Origin of the sequence: Enterococcus sp. DIV2371, from assembly GCF_050498525.1 — a bacterium.
Lineage (GTDB): Bacteria > Bacillota > Bacilli > Lactobacillales > Enterococcaceae > Enterococcus_B > Enterococcus_B mangumiae.
In genome coordinates, this window is sequence record NZ_JBIPAJ010000001.1 from 25,163 (window position 1) to 49,803 (window position 24,641).

General features: G+C 37.9%; 22 protein-coding genes. 14 read left to right on the top strand and 8 right to left on the bottom strand.

The window, feature by feature from the left end; all coding sequences use genetic code 11:
- Positions 1-340: 340 nt before the first annotated feature.
- Positions 341-790 (bottom strand): hypothetical protein, encoded by a 450-nt coding sequence (locus tag IGL24_RS00115; protein WP_206854766.1) that lies wholly within the window; start codon positions 788-790, stop codon positions 341-343.
- 471 nt (positions 791-1,261) lie between these two features.
- Here IGL24_RS00115 and IGL24_RS00120 point away from each other — a divergent pair, with 471 nt between their 5' ends.
- Complete coding sequence (locus IGL24_RS00120) at positions 1,262-2,290, top strand: FUSC family protein (protein ID WP_207699947.1); 1,029 nt, start codon at positions 1,262-1,264, stop codon at positions 2,288-2,290.
- A gap of 53 nt (positions 2,291-2,343) precedes the next feature.
- On the opposite strand, the gene IGL24_RS00125 is transcribed toward IGL24_RS00120, so the two are convergent.
- From IGL24_RS00125 to IGL24_RS00140, 4 genes are all read right to left on the bottom strand, one after another.
- A complete protein-coding gene (locus tag IGL24_RS00125; protein WP_207699948.1) occupies positions 2,344-3,783 on the bottom strand; it encodes a 6-phospho-beta-glucosidase in 1,440 nt (479 codons plus the stop codon).
- Positions 3,784-3,800: 17 nt separating this feature from the next.
- Positions 3,801-5,108, bottom strand: coding sequence for a PTS sugar transporter subunit IIC (locus tag IGL24_RS00130; protein WP_206854760.1), 1,308 nt, complete (start codon positions 5,106-5,108; stop codon positions 3,801-3,803).
- 139 nt (positions 5,109-5,247) lie between these two features.
- Positions 5,248-6,003 carry a MurR/RpiR family transcriptional regulator gene (locus IGL24_RS00135; RefSeq protein WP_207699949.1) on the bottom strand — a complete coding sequence of 252 codons (756 nt, stop codon included), beginning with the start codon at positions 6,001-6,003 and terminating at the stop codon, positions 5,248-5,250.
- 82 nt (positions 6,004-6,085) lie between these two features.
- Positions 6,086-6,403, bottom strand: coding sequence for a MazG nucleotide pyrophosphohydrolase domain-containing protein (locus tag IGL24_RS00140; protein ID WP_207699950.1), 318 nt, complete (start codon positions 6,401-6,403; stop codon positions 6,086-6,088).
- A 68-nt stretch (positions 6,404-6,471) separates the two neighbouring features.
- Here IGL24_RS00140 and IGL24_RS00145 point away from each other — a divergent pair, with 68 nt between their 5' ends.
- Both IGL24_RS00145 and IGL24_RS00150 read left to right on the top strand, forming a co-directional pair.
- Positions 6,472-7,035 (top strand): TIGR00730 family Rossman fold protein, encoded by a 564-nt coding sequence (locus tag IGL24_RS00145; RefSeq protein ID WP_207699951.1) that lies wholly within the window; start codon positions 6,472-6,474, stop codon positions 7,033-7,035.
- 387 nt (positions 7,036-7,422) lie between these two features.
- Entirely contained in the window at positions 7,423-8,250 is an 828-nt protein-coding gene (locus tag IGL24_RS00150) for a class I SAM-dependent methyltransferase (protein ID WP_429966262.1), read from the top strand.
- Positions 8,251-8,361: 111 nt separating this feature from the next.
- Here the strand turns inward: IGL24_RS00150 and IGL24_RS00155 are convergent, their stop codons facing one another.
- The gene (locus IGL24_RS00155) at positions 8,362-9,918 is read right to left on the bottom strand and encodes an ATP-binding cassette domain-containing protein (RefSeq protein ID WP_429968366.1); all 1,557 of its coding nucleotides are present in this window, start codon (positions 9,916-9,918) and stop codon (positions 8,362-8,364) included.
- Between the two features lie 681 nt (positions 9,919-10,599).
- Between IGL24_RS00155 and IGL24_RS00160 the strand changes: the two genes are divergently transcribed.
- The 7 genes from IGL24_RS00160 (at position 10,600) to IGL24_RS00190 (ending at position 17,398) form a co-directional block, all read left to right on the top strand.
- Positions 10,600-11,682 carry a radical SAM protein gene (locus IGL24_RS00160; protein WP_429966264.1) on the top strand — a complete coding sequence of 361 codons (1,083 nt, stop codon included), beginning with the start codon at positions 10,600-10,602 and terminating at the stop codon, positions 11,680-11,682.
- Between the two features lie 17 nt (positions 11,683-11,699).
- Positions 11,700-11,963 (top strand): hypothetical protein, encoded by a 264-nt coding sequence (locus IGL24_RS00165; RefSeq protein ID WP_206854723.1) that lies wholly within the window; start codon positions 11,700-11,702, stop codon positions 11,961-11,963.
- Positions 11,964-12,661: 698 nt separating this feature from the next.
- Positions 12,662-13,405, top strand: coding sequence for an ATP-binding cassette domain-containing protein (locus IGL24_RS00170; RefSeq protein WP_207115267.1), 744 nt, complete (start codon positions 12,662-12,664; stop codon positions 13,403-13,405).
- Positions 13,380-14,060: a methionine ABC transporter permease gene (locus IGL24_RS00175; protein WP_206854719.1), complete on the top strand. Its 681-nt coding sequence runs from the start codon at positions 13,380-13,382 to the stop codon at positions 14,058-14,060. Before IGL24_RS00170 ends, IGL24_RS00175 begins: the two co-directional genes overlap by 26 nt.
- 10 nt (positions 14,061-14,070) lie before the next feature.
- A complete protein-coding gene (locus tag IGL24_RS00180) occupies positions 14,071-14,886 on the top strand; it encodes a MetQ/NlpA family ABC transporter substrate-binding protein (protein WP_207115266.1) in 816 nt (271 codons plus the stop codon).
- Between the two features lie 390 nt (positions 14,887-15,276).
- A complete protein-coding gene (locus tag IGL24_RS00185; RefSeq protein ID WP_207115265.1) occupies positions 15,277-16,443 on the top strand; it encodes a carbohydrate binding domain-containing protein in 1,167 nt (388 codons plus the stop codon).
- Between the two features lie 319 nt (positions 16,444-16,762).
- Positions 16,763-17,398, top strand: a complete 636-nt coding sequence (locus IGL24_RS00190; protein ID WP_429968367.1) for a hypothetical protein — start codon at positions 16,763-16,765, stop codon at positions 17,396-17,398.
- On the opposite strand, the gene IGL24_RS00195 is transcribed toward IGL24_RS00190, so the two are convergent.
- Positions 17,395-17,949, bottom strand: a complete 555-nt coding sequence (locus IGL24_RS00195; RefSeq protein ID WP_429968368.1) for a hypothetical protein — start codon at positions 17,947-17,949, stop codon at positions 17,395-17,397. The genes IGL24_RS00190 and IGL24_RS00195 overlap by 4 nt on opposite strands.
- 331 nt (positions 17,950-18,280) lie before the next feature.
- Positions 18,281-19,225, bottom strand: a complete 945-nt coding sequence (locus IGL24_RS00200) for a helix-turn-helix transcriptional regulator (RefSeq protein WP_207700200.1) — start codon at positions 19,223-19,225, stop codon at positions 18,281-18,283.
- A 113-nt stretch (positions 19,226-19,338) separates the two neighbouring features.
- Between IGL24_RS00200 and IGL24_RS00205 the strand changes: the two genes are divergently transcribed.
- The 4 genes from IGL24_RS00205 to yicI are packed head-to-tail and all read left to right on the top strand — an operon-like array spanning position 19,339 to position 24,612.
- Positions 19,339-20,619, top strand: a complete 1,281-nt coding sequence (locus IGL24_RS00205; RefSeq protein WP_429966266.1) for an ABC transporter substrate-binding protein — start codon at positions 19,339-19,341, stop codon at positions 20,617-20,619.
- Positions 20,620-20,637: 18 nt separating this feature from the next.
- Positions 20,638-21,504, top strand: a complete 867-nt coding sequence (locus IGL24_RS00210) for a carbohydrate ABC transporter permease (protein ID WP_207115261.1) — start codon at positions 20,638-20,640, stop codon at positions 21,502-21,504.
- Positions 21,501-22,340, top strand: coding sequence for a carbohydrate ABC transporter permease (locus IGL24_RS00215; RefSeq protein WP_207700403.1), 840 nt, complete (start codon positions 21,501-21,503; stop codon positions 22,338-22,340). The genes IGL24_RS00210 and IGL24_RS00215 overlap by 4 nt, the downstream gene beginning before the upstream one ends.
- A 10-nt stretch (positions 22,341-22,350) precedes the next feature.
- On the top strand, positions 22,351-24,612 hold the full coding sequence (yicI, locus tag IGL24_RS00220; RefSeq protein WP_429966267.1) for an alpha-xylosidase: 2,262 nt from the start codon (positions 22,351-22,353) through the stop codon (positions 24,610-24,612).
- Positions 24,613-24,641 lie beyond the last annotated feature (29 nt).

The following is a 24,641-nucleotide window of genomic DNA, read 5'->3' on the forward strand; positions in this document are numbered from 1 at the left end:
TATTGTCAATTTTACTTACGTTAATCGTCACGCTCAAAGGATGATCAGTCATTCAAAGAACATCTACAGTTTTCTGTGGACAAGCAGAGAGAAACGGCAAGTTATCCACTGTGGATAACTTGGTGGGACACTCAAATTTCAGGAATAACAATAACTTTTGTTAGGTTCTGTTATTTTAAATAACGCAAGAGAAAATAAACACATAAACTGGTTAATAATTTATTGGAAACAATGCAAAAAAATAAACTGAAACAAGAGAATGAATGCTCGTTTCAGTTTGTTAACTGGTGTCCATAGATCAATATCAATGTACCCTGGGAGGGTATGAGAAAGATCGATATCAACGTGTGTTGTAAGGATCTCCTTCTGGGGGTACATTATTTTTATAGGCAAAGTAATGATCATTTTTCTTAGCAATGCCAAATGTATCAGAGACATGAATGTTTTGTGGAGAGAATTTTATTGCTGGAATCGAGAACGATTGTTCTTTTGGATCAGTCACTCTGATTTCAAAAGATAGTTCGTCTTCCTCTTCTTTTGTTAGTATGATATGTGGTGTATCATTAAAATTGATTTCTGTAACTTCGTAGATGCCTAAAAAATCGACTGAATCACCAATGCTTTTCAATAACTGCTTTTTTGTTGGAACATATTCCATTTTAATTTCGTCATTTTGGGTCATTTCAGCTTTGGAGGTAACATCTCGAACAGGAGAATTCAAAAAATGAACAAAAGAAAATAAGCCGACACATCCAAATAAACTACTAATGATCAAAATAATTTTCTTCATTTCCTTACTTCTATCCTTTCTAGATTCTCCAACTTATGTGTTTGATTTAAAATCAATAAAACTTTATGTAACAATAAATTTGTATCATTTTTTGTTATTAAAAATGATTTCTTTCATAGTATAAATTTAAAATACAAAAAAATAAAGTAGATTTCCTAAATTCTTTGCGTAGATGAAAAGCTTTTAATTTTAGAATAGTGAAAACTCGCTTGTTTATTACAAATAATGGTGGTTATTATTAATTAACTATAATAATATGATCGTTATTTAATAATTTATAATAAATTCTGCTTGTTTAACCTATGAAAATTGGTGTTATACTAGACAAAGTAAACTCGTTTTGATTTTTCTTTGAAAAAACTCCTTTCACATCCAATAGTTGATCGATTTCTTTGATCTTCATCTAAATAGACAAGACATCCTTAAGGCGAAAACGATTTTTATACACATTTCAAAATAAGGAGGTTTTTTATGGTTAAATCCTATTTTACATTTAACAAAATCCAAGATAATCCATATCGTATCATGAACTTGATGGTGTTGATCTTTCTCGTTTTATGGATTGGCTACATCAAACACAATTTTTTGATATCAAGTTTCTCCTCTCTAGGGATCTTTACATTCTTTTACTACCAGAACAGTCCAATGAAGCAATTATTAAAGCGCATGTTTTTGATTGGCTGTGGCTTATTACTGGCATTTACATTAGGGTTGTTGTCTACTTATGTCATCTGGCTTGAACCCTTTGCTGTTGGCGCCGTGGCGTTTTTCAGCCGTTTTATTTTACGTTTGTTTCATATTTCTAAACCCGGAGGCTTATTCTTTGCGATGTTAGCGGCGATGGGTACGAGCATGTCGATTCCGCTTTCCCATTTGCCGACAGCAGCTACTTTTTTCTTCATGGGTGTTGTATTCTCCCTGATTGCCGCATTTCTTACGAAGAAATTGGATTCACGTCCAGAACAGGAAGTGATCAAGGTATCACTGAAGGAACGGTTTCATCAAGAACCTTTAGTGATCATTGATTCGATTTTTTATAGCGCGGCATTGTTTCTCTCAGTCTACGTAAGTCATGGCTTGAATATGAAAAACCCTTATTGGCTGACACTGTCTTGCGCCTCGATTTTATTAGCGGAAAATCTAGATGCCATGAAACATCGACAAGTTCAATATTTGATCGGCTCGATGCTAGGATTATGTTTATCTGCGGTGCTATCATTGATCCCGTTTACGCAGCTTGAAACAATAGGCTTGATTACTCTTCTTTATGGCATTTCACAATTTCTAGTCGCTAGAAACTACGCAGTAGCGAATATCTTCTTGAATCCCATGGCCTTGATGCTTTCGACACTGGTCAGGAACACCTATTTGATCTCATTGATCGAGTATCGTTTTATCGGTATCGTCATCGGCAGTTTCATCGGTCTAGGTGTCGCTTGGGTGATGAATATCGGTTTACAACATTATTTAGCAGTTGTCAAAGAAAAATACGAAGCATAAAAAAAGAAAGGCGGTCACGACACTGAGGTCGGATCGCTTTTCTTTTTTGATTGTTAAAGCTGTTCGCCATTCGTTTCAATCACTTTTTGGTACCAAGCAAAAGAATCTTTTTTCAGACGTTGCAAAGTTCCTTTGCCGGTATTATCTTTATCGACATAGATCATGCCGTAGCGTTTTTCCATTTCACCGCTGCCAAAGCTGACGATATCGATGATTCCCCAAGGCGTATAGCCTAATAAAGGAACACCATCTTCGATCACTGCTTTTTTCATTTGTTCGATATGTTCTTTTAAATAATTGATTCGGTAGTCATCATGGATCTCGTTTGAATCGGTCAACTGGTCGTATGCGCCGAAACCATTCTCAACGATAAATAGCGGAAGATCGTAGCGTTGATATACGGTATTCAATACATAGCGCAACCCGACAGGATCAATGGGCCATCCCCAATCAGAAGCAGTGATATAAGGATTTTTAACAAGTTTAGCGGAAGGAATATCTTCTGTTTGATTGCCCTCTACGTCAGGAAGTGTTGTGATCGTTCCCGACATATAGTAGCTAAAACCGATATAGTCAACTGTTCCTTCACGTAAGAGTTGTCGTTCGTTTTCACGGATATCGATCGTAATCCCTTTTTGTTCCCAGTATTTCGTCGTGTAGGTAGGGATTTCGCCACGGACATGAACATCACTGTAGAAGAAGCGACGTTCGTTCGCTTTGACTGAAGCGATCATATCTTCTGGCGCACAAGAATAAGGATAGATTGGGACATAAGCCATCATACAGCCGATCTGAAAATCAGGATTGATCTTTTTCCCTTCGCTGACAGCCCAAGCACTGGCAATTAGTTCGTTGACTCCTGCTTGGAAGACTAACGCTTCTTTATCTTGACCCTCTTCGATGATCATCGCAGAATTGGTCCAAACATGTACTGGTTCTTGCCCATCTGCTTGGTTATTGATTTCATTGAAGGTCATCCAATAAGTGACTTTGTCTTTGTAACGTTCAAAGACACACTTGGCAAATTTTACAAATAAAGGAATAACCGCTTTATTGGCAAAGCCACCGAAATCTTCATAAATGGCATAAGGAATCTCAAAATGAGACAACGTAACGACTGGCTCAATTCCATTTTTTAAACACTCATCGAAAAGATCATCATAAAATTTTAACCCTTGTTCATTTGGTGTTTCTTCTTGACCAGTAGGAAAAATGCGACTCCATGAAATCGAGGTACGTAGACATTTTAATCCTAGTTCTTTAAATAATTGGATGTCTTCTTTGTAGCGATGATAAAAATCAATCGCTTCGTGATTTGGATAATATTCTCCTTCAAGGATGCCTTTAGTGATTTTTCGAGGAATCCCATTTCCGCCAGCAGTCATAACGTCAGCGATACTTGGGCCCCGTCCATCAATATTCCAAGCGCCTTCTGCCTGGTGAGCAGCGATCGCGCCACCCCATAAAAAATCTTTTGGTAATTCTCTAAGCATAATAAATCCTCCTACGATTATTCTGTACGCTGTGCGCGGTTCGAAGCAATGACAAAAGGTAGATAGATCAAAATGGAGATGGCTAAACATAGAATCCCGATAACGATCCCCATGATGTTACCACCCGTTCCTAAAAACAAATTGATGATTCCGGGTGTGGTCCACGGTAAACCAATCGCCGGTGAGGGCATGATCGGCCATACTACTGTAACGAAATAACCAACAAGAATATTGACCATTGGTGTTAGAACAAACGGAATGATCATGATTGGATTCAAGACGATCGGTAAACCAAAAATCATCGGTTCATTGATTTGGAAAATACCTGGTACGAAAGATAGTTTGGCAATTTCTCGATGTTCGGGTCTTCTTGACGCAATAAAAATCGCAATGATCAAGCCTAGGGTCATACCAGTACCACCCATATTCGCAAACATATCGTTCAAGATGCCCCAAGTTTCTTTGAAAGGGACGTCCCACAGTGAACCGCCATCATTGATAAATTGTAGATTGGCTAAGTCTTGTTCGGTAAAGATCGCTGAACGAACAGCATTCAACGTGTTTGGACCATGGATACCGATAGAAAATAGCAGCGTTTGGATAAAAGCTAAAAGAAGTACGCCAACCACATTTCCACCTAGATCGCGCAAAGGCGTCTGAATACCGGCATAAATCAACTCGTTAATCCCTTCTGGTGCAATCATCAAGACGAAGAAATTGATCAAAGCTGCCATAGCAACGATGATGATGATCGGAATCATACCAGAAAAAGAACGAGAAACAGCTGGTGGAACAAGTTCTGGCATCTTGATTTGTAATTTTTTGACTTTGAATAATTTCGGTAAGAATTCTCCGACTAAGCAAGCGACGATCATCGCCACGAACAAACCTTGAGCCCCTAAATATTGCGTGGAGATAACGTTCATCTCGTCGACCGAAAAAGAAGTAGGGTAGAAGATCATAAAGCAAGCGACACTCGTTAATCCAACTAAGGTGGCATCCGCTTCAAAGTGTTTCGCCAAAAGCTGAGCGACTAAAAACGCAATAAACAAGCTCATGATGTTGATCGTTCCGTTGGCTACAGAAGCAAGGACTTGTTGGGCGCTTTCTAAATTTGGAAAGATACGTGAAAGTTGAAATAATTGCACGATAAAGCTATCTTTTGAAAATAAAATATTATTGACTAAGATCACTAATGATGAAGAAATCGTCAATGGAAAAATAAGCATAAATGCATCTCGTACGGCTGCAATGTGTCGCTGGTTGTTTAACCGTGTTGCAATCGGAACAAGACTTCGATCTAATAAATCATTGAATTTTTGCATAAGAATAACACCTTTCGCTATATGATGCATTCATTATAGCGAAAGGTGCAAAAGAAAAGTAAGCGCATTCTTATTTAGGATAAAAATTTGGAACAATGAAAATTATTTCGTGGGAGGAACGTAGTGTTCCAAGTCGCTTCTATTGGCAGGTTGATTCCTCTAGGTAACCGATCAGTGTTTCAAGAATTGCCATGGCAGGCAGTTGGCTAGTCAAATCAAGAAAGATATCTTTGCGTTCTTCTTTGATGGCATAGTCGATCGAATAATCACACAACTGTGCCAATGAACTTTCTTTATGCGCAGTAATACAATATTTATGCACGCTATCAGCATGAGCTAATCCTGAAATGACTTCGATCAGTTCTTTTGTTTCACCTGAAACACTCAAAAAGACCAACGCATTTTTTTGATCCTTACGCAAAAAACTACGAATGGGATAAGTCAGTTCATCTAAACTGATACAAAAATAACCGATATTTGCTAATTTTCGTGCGACATATTGTGCTAATGCCCCTGAAGCACCCATGCCCATGAACAGAATAAAATCCGCTTGCTGCAATGTTTTTGCCATTTTTTTGATTTGATATTCAATGTCGGGATGAAAAATCGTCATGTTCAACTGACTGATTCGTTCCTCTAGCTTGACTTGTTTTTCATCTGTTTCATAGTGGGCTTTTTCTAAATGATTTTTGATATAAAAACGAAACTCCGGAAATGAATCAAAGCCAACTTTTTGGATAAAGCGAAAGACTGAGGTCGAAGAAACATGCGCATCTGTCGCGATGTCTCGTACCCGCATATAAGGTATTTTCTCGAGGTTATTAACGATAAATCGATAAATCTCTTGTTCGACAGAAGACAATTTATTTAAGCTGAGATTTTCAAAGATAGCCATGCGTTCACCTCAAGATTCTTTTTATTTAGAGTATAGCATGATGAGAAGGGATTTTGTAAGAATTCTTGAAAGGAGATAGGGACTACTCGCTAAATCGCTTCTCTAATTTCTGTTGATGGTGATGAATGATTTCTTCAAAGGTCAGTCCATATTTATCAGCAAGAATCAGCACATTATCCAGCACATCGCCCAATTCCTCCATCAGATTTTCTTTGTAAAATTCGGTTGTTTGTACAGACTCATCCGGGCGATCTCTGCCGATTTCGAGACTTCGAACCGCTCTTGATACTTCGCCAACTTCTTCTGTTAAAAAGCCGATACGGATAAATGGATCGTAGTCGTACCAATTTCTTTTTTTATAAAATTCAACTACCCATTTATTATAATCTTTGATATTCATGTTGAGGATAACCACCTTTCAATTATATAATAGCATAAGCTGTAAAAAACTTGAGAGGGGTCACGGCGATGAATATTGCAGTATATTGCGGAGCAAGTAAGGGGAATTCCCCAGAGTATGAACGAGTGACGAGAAAATTAGGTGAGTGGATCGGCAGTAATGAGTATCAGTTAGTTTATGGCGGTGGCAATGCGGGCTTGATGGGGATCATTGCTGATTCAGTGCTTGAATCTGGTGGGAAAGTAACAGGGATCATGCCGGACTTTCTAGCAAAACGAGAACTCGCTAAAAAAGATGTCACCTCTTTGATGATCGTTTCGACCATGCACGAACGGAAACAAAAGATGATTGAATTATCAGATGTCTATATCGCTTTACCCGGTGGACCTGGAACGGTTGAAGAGATTACGGAAGTGATTTCTTGGGGAAGGATCGGACAGCATGTCAATCCATGTGTGTTGATGAATCATCAAGGTTTTTTCGATCCACTGAAGCAACAGTATCAAGCCATGGTCAATCAAGGCTTTTTGACTAAAGAAGATTTCGATAAAATTTTGTTTGCGAACACATTGACAGAAATCCAGCCGTTTGTGGATCAGTATGTTCCACCGAAAATCAGGGAGTATAAATAAACGGTTACTGGAATAATTTTTACAGAAAAAAATTTTGTCTATCATTGTTATTTAGAAACTCTGCTGATCAATGTTGGAACATTCCTGTAGAAATTTGACAATTACGAGTATATTCTATAGGATATATTTATAAATTCAACAGAAAAAGGTGATGAATCCGGCATATCAGATGTTATAAAATCAGTAACATGGATATGACTGGAAGCGAGTAAATAAAATCAATTCAATAGGTAAAAAATTGAGCTGAGATCCAGCTTTATTTAGCGTACCTATGTATTTGATTTTATTTTACTCGCATCTTCGCCTTATGCAGGGAAGCCGTAGAGTAAAATCTACGGCTTTTTTCTTTTGTTTGAATTTATAAAAAAGAATGAGGAGATGGATACAATGATTGAAACACTTTTAAGCAAACCAACACTTTATCAACAAACGAAAGGAGCTTTTTGGGATGATCGACACATCTCGAAGCAAATGCTTCAAGCGCACCTTGATCCTGAATTTGAAGGGGCAAGTCGAAAAGCCCAATTCATCGATGAATCTGTTCGTTGGATCAATCAAATGCTCAAACCAGAAGACTATCCGACATTACTGGATATCGGCTGTGGTCCAGGGATCTATGCAGAAAAATTTAGTCAGTTAGGTTATCAAGTGACGGGGCTTGATTTTTCTAAACGATCCATTTCTTACGGTAGAAAATCTGCGGAAAGCCAACACTTACCGATCACTTACCATTATGCGGACTATTTAAAGATGGATTTAGGCAAACAATACGACATCATCACGATGATCTATTGTGACTTTGGCGCATTAGCAATGAGTGATAGAAAGAAATTATTGGAAAAGATTTATCAGCATTTAAAACCAACAGGAAAAGTTTTATTGGATGTCTTTTCTATGGCAAGCTATCAACTGTTTGAAGAAAAACAAGTATGGGATACTTGTCCAGACGGAGGTTTTTGGACAGCAGAACCTCACGTTGCATTGCAGTATAATACAAAATACAATGAACGAGTCACTTTAGAACAAACAACGATTCTTACTGCAAATGAATTCAAAAATTATTATTTGTGGATGACGTATTTTACAAAGGAAACGTTGCAAGCCGAAATGGCGGCTTCGGGTTTTGCTGTCTGTGGTTTTTTTGGTGATGTAAAAGGGACTGACTATGAAGAGGATTCGCCAACGTTAGCAGTATTGTTAGAAAAGAAAGGGTAACGAATTTCTTTTGAATTTGAAATAGCAAAGATCGTCCTTAAGAGGCAAGTAGAAATCCCCAAAAATCTTTCGTTTGATTTTTGGGGATTTCTTTTTTGCGGAGATTTGTGATCAGCATGATTCGATCGTCTCAACATGAGAGGAGATTTGAATGAATTTATTGGCAAAATTTTTATTCTCCTTATCATGGGAGGTGAATAAAATGATTTTATTCTTACGTACGTCAATGAGTGTTTTGAAGATAGCATCCGCAGAGTCTTTATCAATACTACTCGTGCTTTCATCTAGAATCCAGATCCTGCTGTCTTGGAGCATCATACGGGCAATGAACACGCGTTGTTTTTCTCCGCCAGAAAGATTTGCGCCATTGTCAATGATCAAAGAATCCCAGTCTTTATTTTTAAAAATCGGTGCAAGCAGGGATGAATTTCTCAGTTCTTCTTTTTTTTCATCTGAAATCGGCTGACCGAGAGTGATGTTGTATTCAAGTGTATTTGAAAAGAGCAGCGTGGTTTGAGAAAGATAAGTCATCTGTTCTCTGATGAAACTCAAGTCCAGTTGTTCAATCGGCAACTCATTGATAAAGAGATACTTGCTTTCATAAAAACCTAAGATTGCTTTTATGAGGGTCGATTTTCCAGAACCTGAAGGACCTTCGATATAACAAATATCGCCTAAATGCAACGTTTCAGTTAACGATAAATGGATTCTTTTGGCATTTGATGCCATCGTGATTTGCGGATTGGCAAATCTGATGCTGGTGATCTGATCGATGGCTGTGCCAGAGGACCTCTCTTGGTGTAATTCTAAGTTTTCTTGAACAAATTGTTGATTCGCTACGACCGTTCGATAATCGACATTGATCTTTGATAAATCAGAAAGTGCCGTGAAGAAAATAGGCATCAAAATACTGACGACCATCATATTGTTCAACTGAAGTTGCTGATTATAGACTAAGTAGCTGATCGTGATAAAAATAATATTTTGAGAAAGCTGATTGATAAATGAAACCGTGTAACTAGTGATCTGAGCGAATTTATTTGTTGCTGCCAAGCTTGTATACATATTTTTGAGTGTATTTGAAGTTAGTTGTTTGACGGTATCAAAGCTAGGTAACATCTTAAATTGTTCGGGATTACCTAAGAGCAAAATCAAATCTTTTTGCGCATGAGCATTTTCATCTTGCATCGTTTTGATTCTTACATTCAGTGTTTTATTAATAAAGAGATAAGAAAAAAGATTAATTGGGATCAAAAGAAGAGTGATTAGGAAGATAACTGAATCGAGTGAAAAAAAGATACCTAACACAATGAGAATAGAGATGGCCGATTTCAGTACTAAAAAGAAACTTGTTGTCATAAACAGATAAGTCGTATCCACAATTCGAAACATTCGACTGACTAGATTTCCTGATTCTAACTTGATGTATTTCTCAAATTTCAAGGTATATACGTTAGCTAATAAATCAAAAAATGAGTTCAAATTGAATTTTTTTGCAAAATTTTCTCGATAAATGATCAAACCAACTTGAAAAATATAAGAGAGTGACATGGCACCGATTATTAGGAAAATAATAGGAAAAATAGCATTAATTTCATAACTATTGATACTATTTAAGATAAATGGCGCAATCAAAGTGGTTAGTACGGTTACTAAGACTAATAACATTGATATAAATAGGTAAGTATAACCTTTTTTTGTGAGAAACTTCATTTTTTATTACACTCCTTGAGTACATGATTGACAAATGATTATAAAGAATATTATACTTTATTTAGGAAAAAAAGTGAATATTTCGTTTTCTCTTTTTTTCATAGTTTGAGGTTATGTAATGTACAGAGAAACTGTTATAAAACTTAATGGATTGTCTGTTGTTCCATGATCTTTTGCTGACGTTCGTCATCAATACATAAAATAAAGGAGGGGTGCAAATGTTTAAAAAACCTGAGTTGAAGAAAATTACAGGTACTTATGCCGCACCATGTTCTTGTGGTATTATCGCAGGTCAAGGATCGTAAGTGAGAATGAGACAAGGTCAACCTGTCTTGTCTCGAGAAATAAGCTGAGGATTACGAGAATTGTTTGTGCAATTTTTGTAGTTCTCAGCTTTTTTGAAAAGGTTTTTATTTCCAGTGTTCGCCGTTTTTAGAAAGGAAAAAGCGGGTGAGTACTTATTTTACGTGGTAGAAATGAGTTTTTCGGCTTAAAAAATGAGGTGATCTTATTCGAATCAATGATAATCTTTATGCCTATCAGTTCAATGAAGAATTTATTGTACATAATGTCTCGCGAAGTACGTGGATATTAGTGGATCAAGAAGAATTAAGCAAAATAAGAAAGCAAGATTACATGAATTTAAGAACAGCAACTCAAAAAAAGATGAATCTTTTTCAAATCCTTTTAGATGACCCATTAGAAGTAGAAAAAGCTACCTATACGATACCGGAAACCGCTTATTTGGTGATGACACATCGTTGCAATTTGAAATGTGTTTACTGCTATGCGGAAGCCAGTCCTGAAAAGGAGTATGAAGATAGTTTAAGTTTTATTGAATGGATCGATGTACTCAATCAATTGAAAGATTGTGGCGTGAAGAATATTGTCTTCACTGGAGGGGAGGTCGGTTTAAGTAAAGATGCATTAAAATATATCGACTATGCCAAAAAAATTGGTCTATCTATCGGCTTGATCACCAATGGCACATTGTTACGAAATGCCAATGATGCAGCATTTTTAGCGGAACGATGTGATTCGATCACCATCAGTTTAGATTCGATCGATCAAGTGGAAAATGACAAAAATAGAGGAAAAGGCTGTTATCGCCTCGCAATGAGAGGAATCCAAAATCTATTGAACTTGAAATATCCTAACATTTCAGTCAATACGATTATTACAAATAACAATTTTGAGAATATTGACGAAACCATTCACTTTTTAAAGAAGAATCATATCAATTATAAATTAGGAGGCTTTAGCGAGCTAGGACGTGCAAAAATGGCAGAGATTTCCTTGACTGAGAAGGAAAGAGTGGCAATCGAGTTAAAAGAAAAGAACGAGACCCGCTCTCCTTTTTTAAAACCTTTTTCAATCAAGGAGTCATGCGGTCTGGGTGTTGGAGAATTTGCAATCAATCCTGTAGGCGATATCTTTGCCTGTAAGCTTTTAGAAACCGCTGATTACAAACTGGGAAATATCAGGGAAAAGCAACTTAGTGCTATTTTTGATGAAGAGAACATTGAATTGATTCGCTCTCAAAGCATTGATCGATTATCAAAATGCACCGACTGCTCATTCCGATATTTATGTGGTGGCGGATGTCGAGCGCATCATTATTATGCAACGAACGATATCCATGGTGTAGATGATGCGGAATGTACCTTGATCAAGGAAACCTTAAAGCATCAAATGGTTCGCAGCTGTACCAATGAATAACGAAAAGAGTGAGAGATATGAAACTTAGCGAGAATATCACTTATGAAAAAATGGGTAATGATCTATATATCATGATTGAAGATGAACGTTTTATATTGGACAATGAGGTATCAATCGACGTGTTTGATTTGCTAAAGGATGAGTGTACAAAAGAGAAAATAAAAGCCTTTGTGCGAAATAAATATCGTCTAGATCAAGAATTTACAGATGCTGAAAAAGATGGGTATGTAGAAGAATTTTTAGCTGTACTCAAGATGAATGGAATCATTACAGAAACTTGACCATCGTTTAATCGAAAAAAATAAGCAGAAGCCCATAAAATCGTTGGGCCTCTGCTTATTTTTTTCGAGGCAGAACAGTTTTGCTCTGACCTCTCTTGTGGCTACTAAATGTGGCACGTCATGCACATTATATGGATGCCATACACTAGAATTACTTCCCCAAATAATTTTTAGTGCTACTTCTTTTCATCCATATTAGTTGTATTCGGATAGTCTTCATTCGCTCGTTTATCAACAATCTGTTTTTTGTTACAATATAAGATAACGAATAAATCAATATTTTATAACTTATGTAACTATCCGTTATCCAGAGTATAGCATCTTTCGCTGATGTACATTTACTTATTTTTTTCTAATTGAATAAAAATAGGATAGGGAAAAATTCTTTTTGTAAAAAAATATTTATATGTTAACGATACAAAAAACGAAAACAAATGAGTAGAAGGTTTGCGATCTGTTTGTGACAAGCATCATCGTATTTTTCAATTTTTAATGGTACAGAAATAAAAACAGATTATATTTATTGGTGAGTAAAAAAGTTGCTTTTTGCTTCCATTTAATGGATTATAAAAACAGAAGATTTTGCATTTGCCTTGCTTTTTTATAAAAGTAAAGCAATCTTTGGTAAACAGTGGAATTGATACAGTTTTTTTCTTTGTATTAATTTTGGGAATTGCTTTATAGACTGGAGGAAAAATGTGATTGAGCTAGTAAATGTGTCGAAGCAATATGATAAGACCAAGTCGCTGCATCAAATCAGTTTTACAGTAGAACAAGGAGAAGTGATCGGGATCGTTGGTAAAAGCGGTTCTGGCAAATCGACTTTATTACGCTTATTGAATTTGATGGAAACGCCTACTGAAGGCACGATCAAGCTAAATGGTGTAGACGTCCAGTCGTTATCAAAAAAAGAATTGCGGCAACAGCAACAAAAAATAGGCATGATTTTTCAACATCATAATTTGCTTGAAAACCTACGTGTCTATCAGAATGTCGCACTTCCTTTAAGACTGCAAAAGAAGAAAAACCCTAAAAAAATCAATGACTTATTAGATTTTGTTGGGATGAGTCATAAAGCAGATAGCTATCCGGTCAAACTCTCTGGTGGCGAAAGACAACGGGTTTCGATCGCAAGAGCGTTGAGTAGAGATCCGCATTTGTTACTTTGTGATGAGGCCACCAGTTCTTTAGATGAAGAAAATACAGAGAGTGTCGTTCGTTTACTACATAAAACACACGAAGAGTTCCAACCGACTATTTTTTTTGTTAGTCATGAACTTGAAACCGTTAAACGCTTATGTAAACGAATCTTGGTCATGGAGAATGGCCATCTGATCGGTGAATTGACGAATGACCCGCAACAGTATGAGGAAGAGGATCTAACCTATTTTGAAAAAATAAAAAGGAGTTTGTCTGATGAACCTACCAACAGCACTTATTGAATATTGGCCGTCTTTAATCAATAGTTTGAAAGAAACTGGCATCATGATGGCTATTTCCATGTTCGTTTGTGTGTTGGGAGGATTGCCAGCAGGCTTGGGCTTGTACTTGACGAATCCTAAGGTCAGAAGGACAAAAGGGGCCCATCCTTGGTTATACTGGTTACTCAATTTCATCGTGACTGTCGTTCGCTCGTTTCCTTACCTCCTGTTAGTGATTGCTTTGATCCCAGTGACACGCGCGATTTTAGGAAGGGCGTTTGGTCCAGTTCCTTCATCCATTCCTCTGAGCATTGTCGCAGTAGCGATTTTTGCTCGTTTAGTTGAACAAGTATTGTTAGATGTACCTGAAGAAATCTATGCGCTGTCAAATTCATTAGGTGCCTCTCGGTTTCAATATATCTGGCATTTTTTATTTGTCGAAGCACGAAGCGGCTTAGTGTTAGCTTATACCACGACGACAGTCAGTATGATTTCTTTTTCCACTGTCATGGGCGTCGTAGGTGGCGGCGGAATTGGGGATTTTGCTGTACGTGTAGGTTACCAACGGTATGAATATGGTGTGATGTATGTTGCCATTGTGATCATGATCGCTTTGGTCTTCATTTTGCAAATGTTAGGAAATTTTGTTGCACAATCATTAGATAAACGAAAGTAGGAGAAAAATCATGAAAAAGTTTTATTTATTCACGTTAGCTTTAGCAAGTGTACTTGTCTTAGCAGCCTGTGGGGGAAGCAATGAGACAGAAGAAAGCAAGAAAGAAATCACTGTAGCCGTGCAATTGGAATCATCAAAAGATATTTTAGAAATTGCCAAAAAAGAAGTAGAAAAATCAGGATATACGATCAATATCATGGAAGTCAGTGATAACGTTGCTTATAATGATGCGGTGCAACATAATGAAGCAGATGCAAACTTTGCACAACATGAGCCATTTATGGAACGCTTCAATCAAGAAAAAGATGCGGATCTAGTAGCTGTTCAACCAATCTATTATTTTGCGGGCGGGTTTTATTCCAAAGAATATGATGATGTGAATGATTTGCCAGAAAATGCGAAAGTGGGTATCCCTAGCGATCCAACAAATGAAGGTCGTGCGTTAGCGATTTTGAATGAGAATGGCGTTATTACATTGAAAGATGGTGTCGGCTTTGATGGGACAGTAGCAGACATTGTAGAGAATCCTAAAAATCTAAATTTTGAAAGTATCGATCTTTTGAATTTGGTCAAAGCTTATGATGAGAGTGATATCGCTATGGTTTTCTGTTATCCAGCTTATCTAGAACCAGCAAACTTGACGACAGCAGATGCTTTATTACTAGAGGATGAAGAAGCAAGCAAACATTATGCATTGCAATTAGTTACTCGAGAAGAAGAAAAAGACAGCGAGAAAATCAAGGTATTGAAAGAAGCAATGACAACACCAGAAGTCGCTGACTATATCAAGAACAATACAAAAGGTTCAAATATCCCAGCATTTTAAACAACGGGCGAACTATAACAAATAATGATGTAAGTAACAGCGTGGCTTGTTATGTACAAATGAATCGTCCTTATTGGGTGATTTCTATAATCAAAGTGAAAAAGATACGACATTCGGTCGTATCTTTTTATTTTATCTGAAAAAATATATGGACCAATTTACATGATAAATCCGCATTCTTTTGGTCAGTACGCATTGTTTCTTCAAGTTATTTTACAGTAGGCGTTTTTATTTTTTTGTTATGTATCCAAAAATATATTTTTTCAGAAAAAAATGTTTTTTTATTGTCTCATTTTTCAGTTAGTATTTTTAGAGGGCGAGATAGATTATGTTTTACAGTTCACTGTATAACGAACTATTCGCTACAAAAAAATCTATAAGGAGCTTGAGATGAAAAAAAACAATTTGAAAAAAATTGCAGCAGCAAGCATGTTACTACTTACATTAGGAGGACCAGCGGTAACATTTGCGACAAGTCAATCAACAGGTGACTTGGCCAGTATCAGTAGTCAGGTAGAAGAGCAGTTAGCAATTAAAAACGGTGATTTCAATGATGGATTGAACAACTGGATCGTATCGAATCCAGGGACACAAAATCCGAAGATCGAAGAATTAAATGGAAATAAGTACGTGGTCGCAACATATGGAGAAAACATTCATCAATATTTGACATTGAAGCCAAACACGACCTATACATTTGGTTATGATGTCGCAGGAAGTGCTGATTTCCCAGCGAAAGTTGAATTCGGTACGATGAATCATGATGAAGGATTCGTTTCATTAGAAGAAACAGCCCACAACAACGAGAACTGGACACGCAGAGAATTTACGTTTACGACACCTGCAACAGAAAATACATACATTCTTCGTTTTTCTTCAACAGGAAACGGTTGGGCAAAATTTGACAATATCCAAGTAGAACCAGAAAAAACAGAAACGAACTTATTGACTGTAGGTACACAAGATCGTGAAGCGTATGCGTATTTAAACTTAGATTCAGAACGTTTCAATAGCTCAGAAAGATTGATGGTTTACGTGGATGGCCGCTATCATTTTGAAACATACAAAGGCAAAGCTTACTATTCCTTCACAAGTAAAAAGGATGGCGGAACTCAAGTCCGTCGTAGTATTTCCGGAGTCAAAGGACAAGTGATCGAAGTATATACTGCACCAAACTCACCTGGTCATAGTTCAACAGGCAAGCGTTTATTAGAGTCGATCACGTTAGAAGAAGATTTAGCAGTTGACACTTCTTTATTAGATCATGCGGTAAAGAACATCAAATTATCAGGAAGCCGACTAGATATTGATTTCGATCGTGCAAGTTTTGAAGGAAAAAATCGAATGATGATCTATAAAAACGGCAAATACATTGCTGAAGTCTACAAAGGCAAAGCATACTATTCATCTGTACGTGAGAAGTTAACTGATAGTATCAAAGTAAGTAAATCTTCTGATTTTAAATCCGGAGATGTGATTTCAGTGGAACTACGCAGCGGCACTCCTGGTGGTTCGGCTAAGTTGATCCAAGTATTAGCAACATTTGAAGTAGAATAGAGAAAGAGTAGTGTCTTGTCCTGAGCCGTAAGCTAGAAAATTGAAAAGTATGTTTATCTTTTATCATTTTTTCGTTTAGTGTTGAAGGTCAACTTCTGGCACACCGTTTATTCGGTGTTAGGTGGGTGAAACATATTCTTAAAATAAGGCGGTAGCTATGAATTCTTTCATGGTTACTGCCTTATTTTTTGATTACTTAGGAGAAAATGTAGCCGTCATGTAATTTTCAGAGAATACCTCATTTACTCGTGCGTTTACCTGAGATACGTTACAATGTTATTGTAATGAAAAAGGAGGGCGTATGGTTATGAAATCTTCAATGGTATTAATTATGGTAGCTGTATTTATTCTTACTGGATGCGGTGGAAAAACAAATGATGAGAAAAGTGCTTCTTCAGACTATTCGACAGAGGAAACACAGGAAACAGCTTCGTCGTCTCAAGTAGCAACGAGTGAATCTAGCAGTCAATCGGCTGAAACTTCTACTAGCACTAGTTCAACTATCACGACAACAACCTCTTCTGAAATGATCGAAGAGACAAATCCCTTAGCCGGTTATACGGATGATCAAATCGAGTATGCCAGAGTTTGGTTGACGATCATGGGAACCAACTACAAGTCTGATCTCGCGAACAATGAATTTGAGCTTAATGTCCGACGTGCGCCAGCAGGATTACCGATCAATCCTTATGATGAAAGTAGTTTGACGTTTCCGAATGAGACAGTCATGATATCAGGAAAATATGGCTATCAAAGTGGTATCGTTTACTCCAGTAATCACGATGGCTCAATCACCTACTATCCTGTACCAAGTCATTTCCAACAGCCAGATGATCAAGCTATTTTGAAGGAAGAAGAACAAAATATACTCAATAATGCACAACGGATAAATATCCCTACCGGTAATCCTGAAGATATCAAGGAATTGATCCGTGTGATGAACATCGAAAATTAATGTGTCACTGGAAGCTTGAATTTGATTGAACGAAAATCTTGACTATTCGGGTTAAGTAAATCACGTAGATAATAGTATTCGATATTAATTGTTTGAACGTTAGTGTTTTTCATCTCTTCGTCTAATACAAAGTAAGCTTGGACAACTCCTGTAGAGCCTATTTCCAAAGCATCAGTTGCCGGCTGATCATCTGGTTGGTTCTGTAATGTAGGATCGACATGGATATTATCTTCTGTAGTGATCTCAAAGTTTCTGTAAAACTTCGAACCATTATTAAAATCTTTTACTGAGTGATTGGTCATGCGAATATCAAGTCTAATGATAGTATCCATAGGGTAAGCTAAGTACTCTTGTTCTTGAATGATATCATTAGCTTGGGCACTGGCTTTGATAATTTCGATCGTAACTGCAGGTTTTCCATTTAAAGATATCGTGGCTGGATCGTTTAGTCCGTGAATCGTTGTCGTATCGTTTGATGGTTCGCTCTTTGAGTCCGAGGGATCAAACGATGGTGTAGATGATTCCGTGGCAGTCGTTTTGGTAGTAGTCATTACTGAAGATTTTGTGTGTGGCATCGTGTCATTTATTGAATGGCAACTTGCTAACGTAAACAAAAAAAACAAGCTACTAACTGCTAAAAAAGCTTTATTTTCCATATACACATTAACTCCTAATTGATAAATATAGTATGAACACACATTATTATAACAACCGATATTTTAAAGTAAAGAAGAATCTAGAACGTTATTTATGGTAAGAAATAGCAACAAAATAAATAGCGACTCAAAAACTTGAAAAAAGTTTTGAGTCGCTATTTTTTGTATTCAGCAAACATCTGTGAGATTTATCCTAGTTTCTACCACTGCTTAAATAAAAATAGTTTCACATACTAGTGAACTCGCGCATTTTTTTCCGATAATTTGACGGAGTCATTTGTGTTTCTCGTTTAAATAAGCTAGTGAAGTAATTGGGATCATCGAAACCCGCTTCTAATGCAATATCGATAATTTTCAAATCTGAATGCAGCAGTAGGTACTCTGCCTTTTTGATTCGCATTTGATTTAAATACGTAAAGAAGGTCATGCGAAAATGTTTTTTAAAAAAGCGACAGAAATGTTCTTTACTGTAGCCGATATGACTACTGATCGCTTCAAGGGTGATCGTATTTTGATAATTTTCTTCAATGTATAGAATGATTTTTTTGCAGCGATACGTATTGAGTTTCTTTTTACTGTCAACTAATTTTGCAGAAGTTACTTGTGTGCTGTAACGCGAAAAATGTTTGATCAGTAGTAACAATTGGGCTTTGATCGTCAGTTCAAATCGTGATTCTTTCAAGGCAAAAGTATCGATGATCGTGGTAATGAGTTGTTGGATAGCTAAAATATCAGAGCAATTATTTGTAAAATGGATGGTTGATTGCTCCATTGAATGGAGCAACGGATCAAGATAGGTTTGCTGGATATGGTCAGAAATCCGACTTTCGATGAATGACGCATCAAACACGATTGCAAAAAAAGCACAGGCATTCATTTGGTAATTGAGAGCTTCATGTAATTGGTTCGCAGGTATAAACAAAATATCCCCTTCTCGAACAACGTAAGACAAACCTTCTACTTTTACTTCCATGAGTCCGCGGTAGACGTAAAGAATCTCCAGCTCTCGATGCCAATGGGGATGGATCATATTTTCCTGGTGTACTGGGTGGTTCGTATAGTGAACAGCTACTGGAAACAAACTATCACCATGTTCGGTCATTTCCTTTAGCGTTGTATCAATATCTTGTTGACTAGGGTTGGGGGTAAAAATATCGTTTGGTCTAAACATCACATTTCCTCCATTTTGATCAATATTACAAGGTATTTCGACTAAGATAGCGATTACATACCGTTGTAGATATCAATATAATCAATTTATGAATAAGTTGAGGAGGACAGATCATGAAGAAACAACGAGGATTTTTGGTACTTGCTTTTGCCATGTTGTTAGGAATTGCCGGCTGTGGCACGACACAAAGCGGGCGTTCAGATGATGGTAGTGTAACATTAGAGATTTTCAATATCAAGACAGAAACGGCCGAGCAAATGGATGCATTAGTGGAAGCGTTCGAGAACGATCATCCGGAAATCAAGATCAATTTGACCACAGTCGGTGGAGGGACAGATGCGACAGCAGCATTGCAATCGAAGTTTTCCTCTGGAGATGAACCAGATATTTTTATGTTAGGTGGCTTAGCAGATACACAGATATGGCAACATAAACTCTATGATCTTGGGGAAACAACATTAGCAAAACAAGCAATCGAAGGGACATTGGAAGGCGCGACTCTCGATGGAACGATTTATGGTGTCCCGATGAATATCGAAGGATATGGCTGGTTGATCAATCAAGAGATTTTTAAAGAAGCAGGTATTGATAATGATTCAATCAATACATTTGAAGCATTTGAAGAAGCTGTTCAATTATTAGATAGCAAAAAAGAAGAACTAGGGCTACAAGGCGTATTTGGTTTTAGTGGGGCAGAAACATGGGTGTCCAGTCAATATAGTTCGAATTTTTTTGCTCCAGAGTTTGATGATAGCTTAGAAAAGACCTATGAAGCGCCTGAATTGAGCGTGGATTATGCAGAACAAATGAAAAACTACACGGATCTAGTCATTGAATACAACGCACAGCCAATGGAAGCAATGGATTACAGTACGTCTGTTGAGGAGCTATTTGCGAGTGGAAAAGTCGCTATCATCCATCAAGGCAATTGGATCGTTCCAACCTTGGATAGCTTAGATGAGACTTTTACAAAAGAAAAACTAGGCATCATCCCGATGCAGATCGAATCTCCAGAAGAAAGTAAAATCGTCGCAGGTCCAGCCTGGTATTGGGGGGTCAATAAAGACAAGGACCAAGAAATCATTGACGCTTCGATCGAATTTCTAACGTGGATGTATACCGATGAACAAGCGATGACGGCAATCATTGATGAGTTTCAATTCATTCCAGCTTATACTAATTTCTCAAGTGAAGCGATTCATGATCCTTTATCTAAGGAAATCTACACCTATTTAAGTGAAGGACAGACTGTTCCGTGGGTCCACAATTCCTATCCAGACGGATATGGGCAAAATATTTTTGGTGTGCAGATCCAAGCATATGCAGCTGGACGAATCTCTTGGGATGAATTTATCGATACGTTGCAAACCAGTTGGGCACAAGAGCGGGAGTAAGAAACAAGGAGGATTTTTATGTTAACAAATCGCACAAAAGCTTTTTGGTTATTACTTGCACCCGCGTTATTGGCGCTAGCGATCGTCTTGTTCATTCCGCTACTGACAGGTGGCTATTATTCCCTGACCAACTGGAATGGCAATACGGTGGGTGAATTCGTTGGGTTCGAAAACTATCTTCGCGCATTTAGTGACCAAGGATTTATCGACAGTTTACTGTTTACCGCGAAATTTTCATTTTTTAGTGTGCTTTTGATCAACGTCGTGGCGTTAGGACTCGCGATGTTCGTGACTCAAAAATTAGGCAGATGGACGACTTTTTTCCGTACGATCTTTTTTATGCCAAATCTGATCGGTGGGATCATCCTAGGATTTATTTGGCAGTTCATCTTTAATAAAGCATTTGAAAGTCTGGCAGCCATGACAGGTATCGAATTTTTTGCCGGTTGGTTGAACACGCCAGAAACGGGTTTTTGGGGACTGATTATTTTATTTGTTTGGCAAATGAGTGGGTACATGATGCTGATCTACATCTCATTTCTCAATAATATTCCAGAAGAGATTTTGGAAGCGGCGGATATGGATGGGGCGAATCCTCTGCAAGTCTTTTTCCGTATCAAATTACCGATGTTGATGCCGGCTTTCACCGTCACGTTGTTCTTGACGTTGTCCAACGCATTTAAAATCTATGATCAAAACTTAGCCCTGACACAAGGTGGCCCATTCAATTCCACACAAATGGTAGCGATGAACATCTACAATGAAGCATTTGGAATGCGAAAAATGGGGTATGCTCAGGCGAAAGCAGTGATTTTTCTCGTCATTATCGTGATCATCTCAGTGGTTCAAATCTCACTGACACGTAAAAAGGAGGTCAGCGCATGAAGCAATCAAATGTGAAACATTCACGACAGTTTAAGAAGACTTTGCTGATTTTTGGCGGGTTGTTGCTTGCTAGCTTGTGGTTTTATCCTTTTTTCTTGGTGGTGATCAATTCGTTCAAGACCAAAGCGGAGATTTTTCAAAACACGCTCACTTTACCAGCGGAACTGACACTGGAAAATTATATTGATTCATTTGCGCGCTTAGATTTTTTGAAAAGCGCAGCCAATTCATTATTGATAACGGTTGGGTCCTTAGTGTTGATCGTGTTCGTTTCTTCGATGGCGGCGTATGCCTTATCAAGAAATACGAGTCGTTTAAGTTCATTACTCTATTTTATTGTAGCGATTGGTTTATTGATTCCATTTCAAGGAATCATGATTCCTTTGATTTCACTTTTTGGGCAAGTCAGTATGTTGAATCAGCCTGGTTTGATGGTGATGTATCTAGGGTTAGCAACAAGTATGTCGACCTTTTTGTATTATGGTGCTTTAAGAGGTATTCCGAAATCATTAGATGAAGCGGCATTGATCGATGGGGCAAATACCTTCCAAATCTACTGGAAAGTCATTTTTCCTTTATTAAAACCTACGACGGTGACTGTGATCGTGTTGAACGCTTTGTGGTTTTGGAATGACTATCTGTTGCCTTCATTAAGCATCAATAAAGCGGGCATGTACACAATCCCTTTACGAATGTTTTATTTCTTCGGCGAATTCAACAAGCAGTGGCACTTAGCACTGGCTGCGCTAGTGATCGTCGTTTTACCAATTATTATTTTATTTGTTGTCTTGCAAAAACATGTCGTAAAAGGCATTTCAGATGGCGCAGTGAAGTAGGAGGAAAAAAATGAAATTTACAAATGGCTATTGGTTGGCAAAAGAAGGGTTTCATCTTGAACACCCGAACCATGTATATGAGGCTCAAGTGGATGAGGAAAAGCTGACGTTGTACTTACCATATAAACCGATCCACACAAGAGGAGATACCTTGAATCTAGGGATGACAACGTTGACCTTTGAGTCACCAAGAGAAGATATCATCAAAGTGCAACTGGTACATCATGACAAAGCACAAACAGGTCCTCATTTTCACCTTAATAAGCAATCGCCTTCTGTCATGATCGATACAGAAAATGAGGAAACTTACATCTTCAAATCAGGTAAGCTAGAAGCACGAGTAACAAAAAATGCAGCGTTCCAAATTGATTTTCTCGCAGAGGGGAAGTGTTTGACGTCTTCTATGCCAAAAGCACAAGCAATGATTCAAAGCAGTGACGGTACGCAATACATGCGCGAACAGTTGTCACTAGACCCTTACGAATACGTCTATGGTTTAGGAGAACGATTCACCCCTTTTATCAAGAATGGACAAGTCGTTGATTGCTGGAATCAAGACGGTGGCACGGGGAGTGAACAGGCATATAAAAATATTCCTTTTTATTTAACGAATCAAGGCTATGGCGTGTTCGTCAATCATCCTGAAAAGGTATCATTTGAAGTCGGTTCGGAAAATGTCTCTCGGACACAATTCAGTGTCGCCGGTGAACGGTTGGAATACTATATCATCTATGGGCCAGATATGAAAACGATCCTAAAGAAATACACCGATTTAACTGGCAAACCTGCATTGCCTCCTGCATGGTCATTTGGGTTGTGGTTATCGACTTCCTTTACGACGGATTATCGCGAGGAAACAGTCATGCGATTTATTGAAGAAATGCAGACACGAGAGATTCCTTTTGATGTCTTCCATTTTGATTGTTTTTGGATGAAAGAATTTGAGTGGTGTGGTTTTGAATGGAATCATGAGCTATTCCCAGATCCCCAACAATTGATTGAAAAAATCCACCAGAAAGGGTTGAAAGTCTGTGTATGGATCAATCCTTACATCGGACAAAAAGCGGCGGCCTTTCAAGAGTGTAAAGAAAAAGGGTATTTCATCAAAGATACAAACGGTGAAGTATGGCAATGGGATCTTTGGCAAGCGGGTCAAGGGATCATTGACTTTACCAATCCAAAAGCTCGTGACTGGTACAAAGAACGGCTGAAGGAACTCATAGAAATCGGTGTCGATTCCTTCAAGACGGATTTTGGTGAACGCATACCAACTGATGTGAAGTATCACGATGGTTCTGATCCGAAAAAAATGCACAATTATTATGCGTATCTTTATAACGAAGTCGTCTTTGAATTATTAGCAGAATTACGTCCAGATGAAGCGGTCGTCTTTGCTCGTTCCGCTTCGGTCGGTTCACAAAAATTCCCAGTCCATTGGGGTGGTGATAATCTATCGGAATATCCATCTATGGCAGAATCATTAAGAGGTGGACTCTCATTTGTTTTATCCGGTTTCGGCTTTTGGAGTCATGATATCGGTGGGTTTGAAGAAAATGCTTCAGAAGACATCTATAAACGCTGGACTCAATTTGGACTGCTATCGACACATAGCCGTTATCATGGAAACATCGAATACCGTGTGCCATGGAACTTTGGCGAAGAAGCAGCCTTAGTCAGTCAACGATTTTCAAAATTAAAAAATCGCCTGATGCCTTATATTTATGAGCAAGCAGTAGAAACAGCGCAAACAGGCATACCAATGATGCGCCCAGTGATGCTGGAATTTCCAGAAGATTATACGACACATACAATCGATAAACAGTACATGTTTGGTGAACGCTTATTGATTGCGCCGATTTTCAATGCACAAGGGCAGGTCTCATTTTATTTACCAGAAGGACGTTGGACGAATTATTTAGATAATCGGGTATATGAAGGACTACAATGGCACACACAGACCTATGATTATTTTAATCTACCGCTGATGGTTCGCCCTAATTCACTGATCATTGAAGGTTCCGTCAACACGACCGCTGCATATGATTATACAAAAGACTTGACCGTACACGTTTTTGAACTGACTGAAGAAGTGACACAGCGAGTGGTGGATCAACATGGGATTCCAGTTGGGGCGATCACCGTTACTCCTGAAGATGATAGCTATCAGATCAAAACAGAAGGGTTAATAAATGTTCAAGTAGTATTTAGAAATCGGCAAATACCAGGAGCAAACGATCATCCGTTGGGGTGTTCAATCGTCGTTGAACACTAGAAGAGTCGTTTGGCTCAGATGACAAAAAA

What these genes read in the sequence shown, in the direction of transcription:
- IGL24_RS00115 (WP_206854766.1), bottom strand. Translation starts at nt 790, where the DNA reads ATGAAGAAAATTATTTTGATCATTAGTAGTTTATTTGGATGTGTCGGC.
- IGL24_RS00120 (WP_207699947.1), top strand. Translation starts at nt 1,262, where the DNA reads ATGGTTAAATCCTATTTTACATTTAACAAAATCCAAGATAATCCATAT.
- IGL24_RS00125 (WP_207699948.1), bottom strand. Translation starts at nt 3,783, where the DNA reads ATGCTTAGAGAATTACCAAAAGATTTTTTATGGGGTGGCGCGATCGCT.
- IGL24_RS00130 (WP_206854760.1), bottom strand. Translation starts at nt 5,108, where the DNA reads ATGCAAAAATTCAATGATTTATTAGATCGAAGTCTTGTTCCGATTGCA.
- IGL24_RS00135 (WP_207699949.1), bottom strand. Translation starts at nt 6,003, where the DNA reads ATGGCTATCTTTGAAAATCTCAGCTTAAATAAATTGTCTTCTGTCGAA.
- IGL24_RS00140 (WP_207699950.1), bottom strand. Translation starts at nt 6,403, where the DNA reads ATGAATATCAAAGATTATAATAAATGGGTAGTTGAATTTTATAAAAAA.
- IGL24_RS00145 (WP_207699951.1), top strand. Translation starts at nt 6,472, where the DNA reads ATGAATATTGCAGTATATTGCGGAGCAAGTAAGGGGAATTCCCCAGAG.
- IGL24_RS00150 (WP_429966262.1), top strand. Translation starts at nt 7,423, where the DNA reads ATGATTGAAACACTTTTAAGCAAACCAACACTTTATCAACAAACGAAA.
- IGL24_RS00155 (WP_429968366.1), bottom strand. Translation starts at nt 9,918, where the DNA reads ATGTTATTAGTCTTAGTAACCGTACTAACCACTTTGATTGCGCCATTT.
- IGL24_RS00160 (WP_429966264.1), top strand. Translation starts at nt 10,600, where the DNA reads ATGAATTTAAGAACAGCAACTCAAAAAAAGATGAATCTTTTTCAAATC.
- IGL24_RS00165 (WP_206854723.1), top strand. Translation starts at nt 11,700, where the DNA reads ATGAAACTTAGCGAGAATATCACTTATGAAAAAATGGGTAATGATCTA.
- IGL24_RS00175 (WP_206854719.1), top strand. Translation starts at nt 13,380, where the DNA reads ATGAACCTACCAACAGCACTTATTGAATATTGGCCGTCTTTAATCAAT.
- IGL24_RS00180 (WP_207115266.1), top strand. Translation starts at nt 14,071, where the DNA reads ATGAAAAAGTTTTATTTATTCACGTTAGCTTTAGCAAGTGTACTTGTC.
- IGL24_RS00185 (WP_207115265.1), top strand. Translation starts at nt 15,277, where the DNA reads ATGAAAAAAAACAATTTGAAAAAAATTGCAGCAGCAAGCATGTTACTA.
- IGL24_RS00190 (WP_429968367.1), top strand. Translation starts at nt 16,763, where the DNA reads ATGGTATTAATTATGGTAGCTGTATTTATTCTTACTGGATGCGGTGGA.
- IGL24_RS00195 (WP_429968368.1), bottom strand. Translation starts at nt 17,949, where the DNA reads ATGACTACTACCAAAACGACTGCCACGGAATCATCTACACCATCGTTT.
- IGL24_RS00200 (WP_207700200.1), bottom strand. Translation starts at nt 19,225, where the DNA reads ATGTTTAGACCAAACGATATTTTTACCCCCAACCCTAGTCAACAAGAT.
- IGL24_RS00205 (WP_429966266.1), top strand. Translation starts at nt 19,339, where the DNA reads ATGAAGAAACAACGAGGATTTTTGGTACTTGCTTTTGCCATGTTGTTA.
- IGL24_RS00210 (WP_207115261.1), top strand. Translation starts at nt 20,638, where the DNA reads ATGTTAACAAATCGCACAAAAGCTTTTTGGTTATTACTTGCACCCGCG.
- IGL24_RS00215 (WP_207700403.1), top strand. Translation starts at nt 21,501, where the DNA reads ATGAAGCAATCAAATGTGAAACATTCACGACAGTTTAAGAAGACTTTG.
- yicI (WP_429966267.1), top strand. Translation starts at nt 22,351, where the DNA reads ATGAAATTTACAAATGGCTATTGGTTGGCAAAAGAAGGGTTTCATCTT.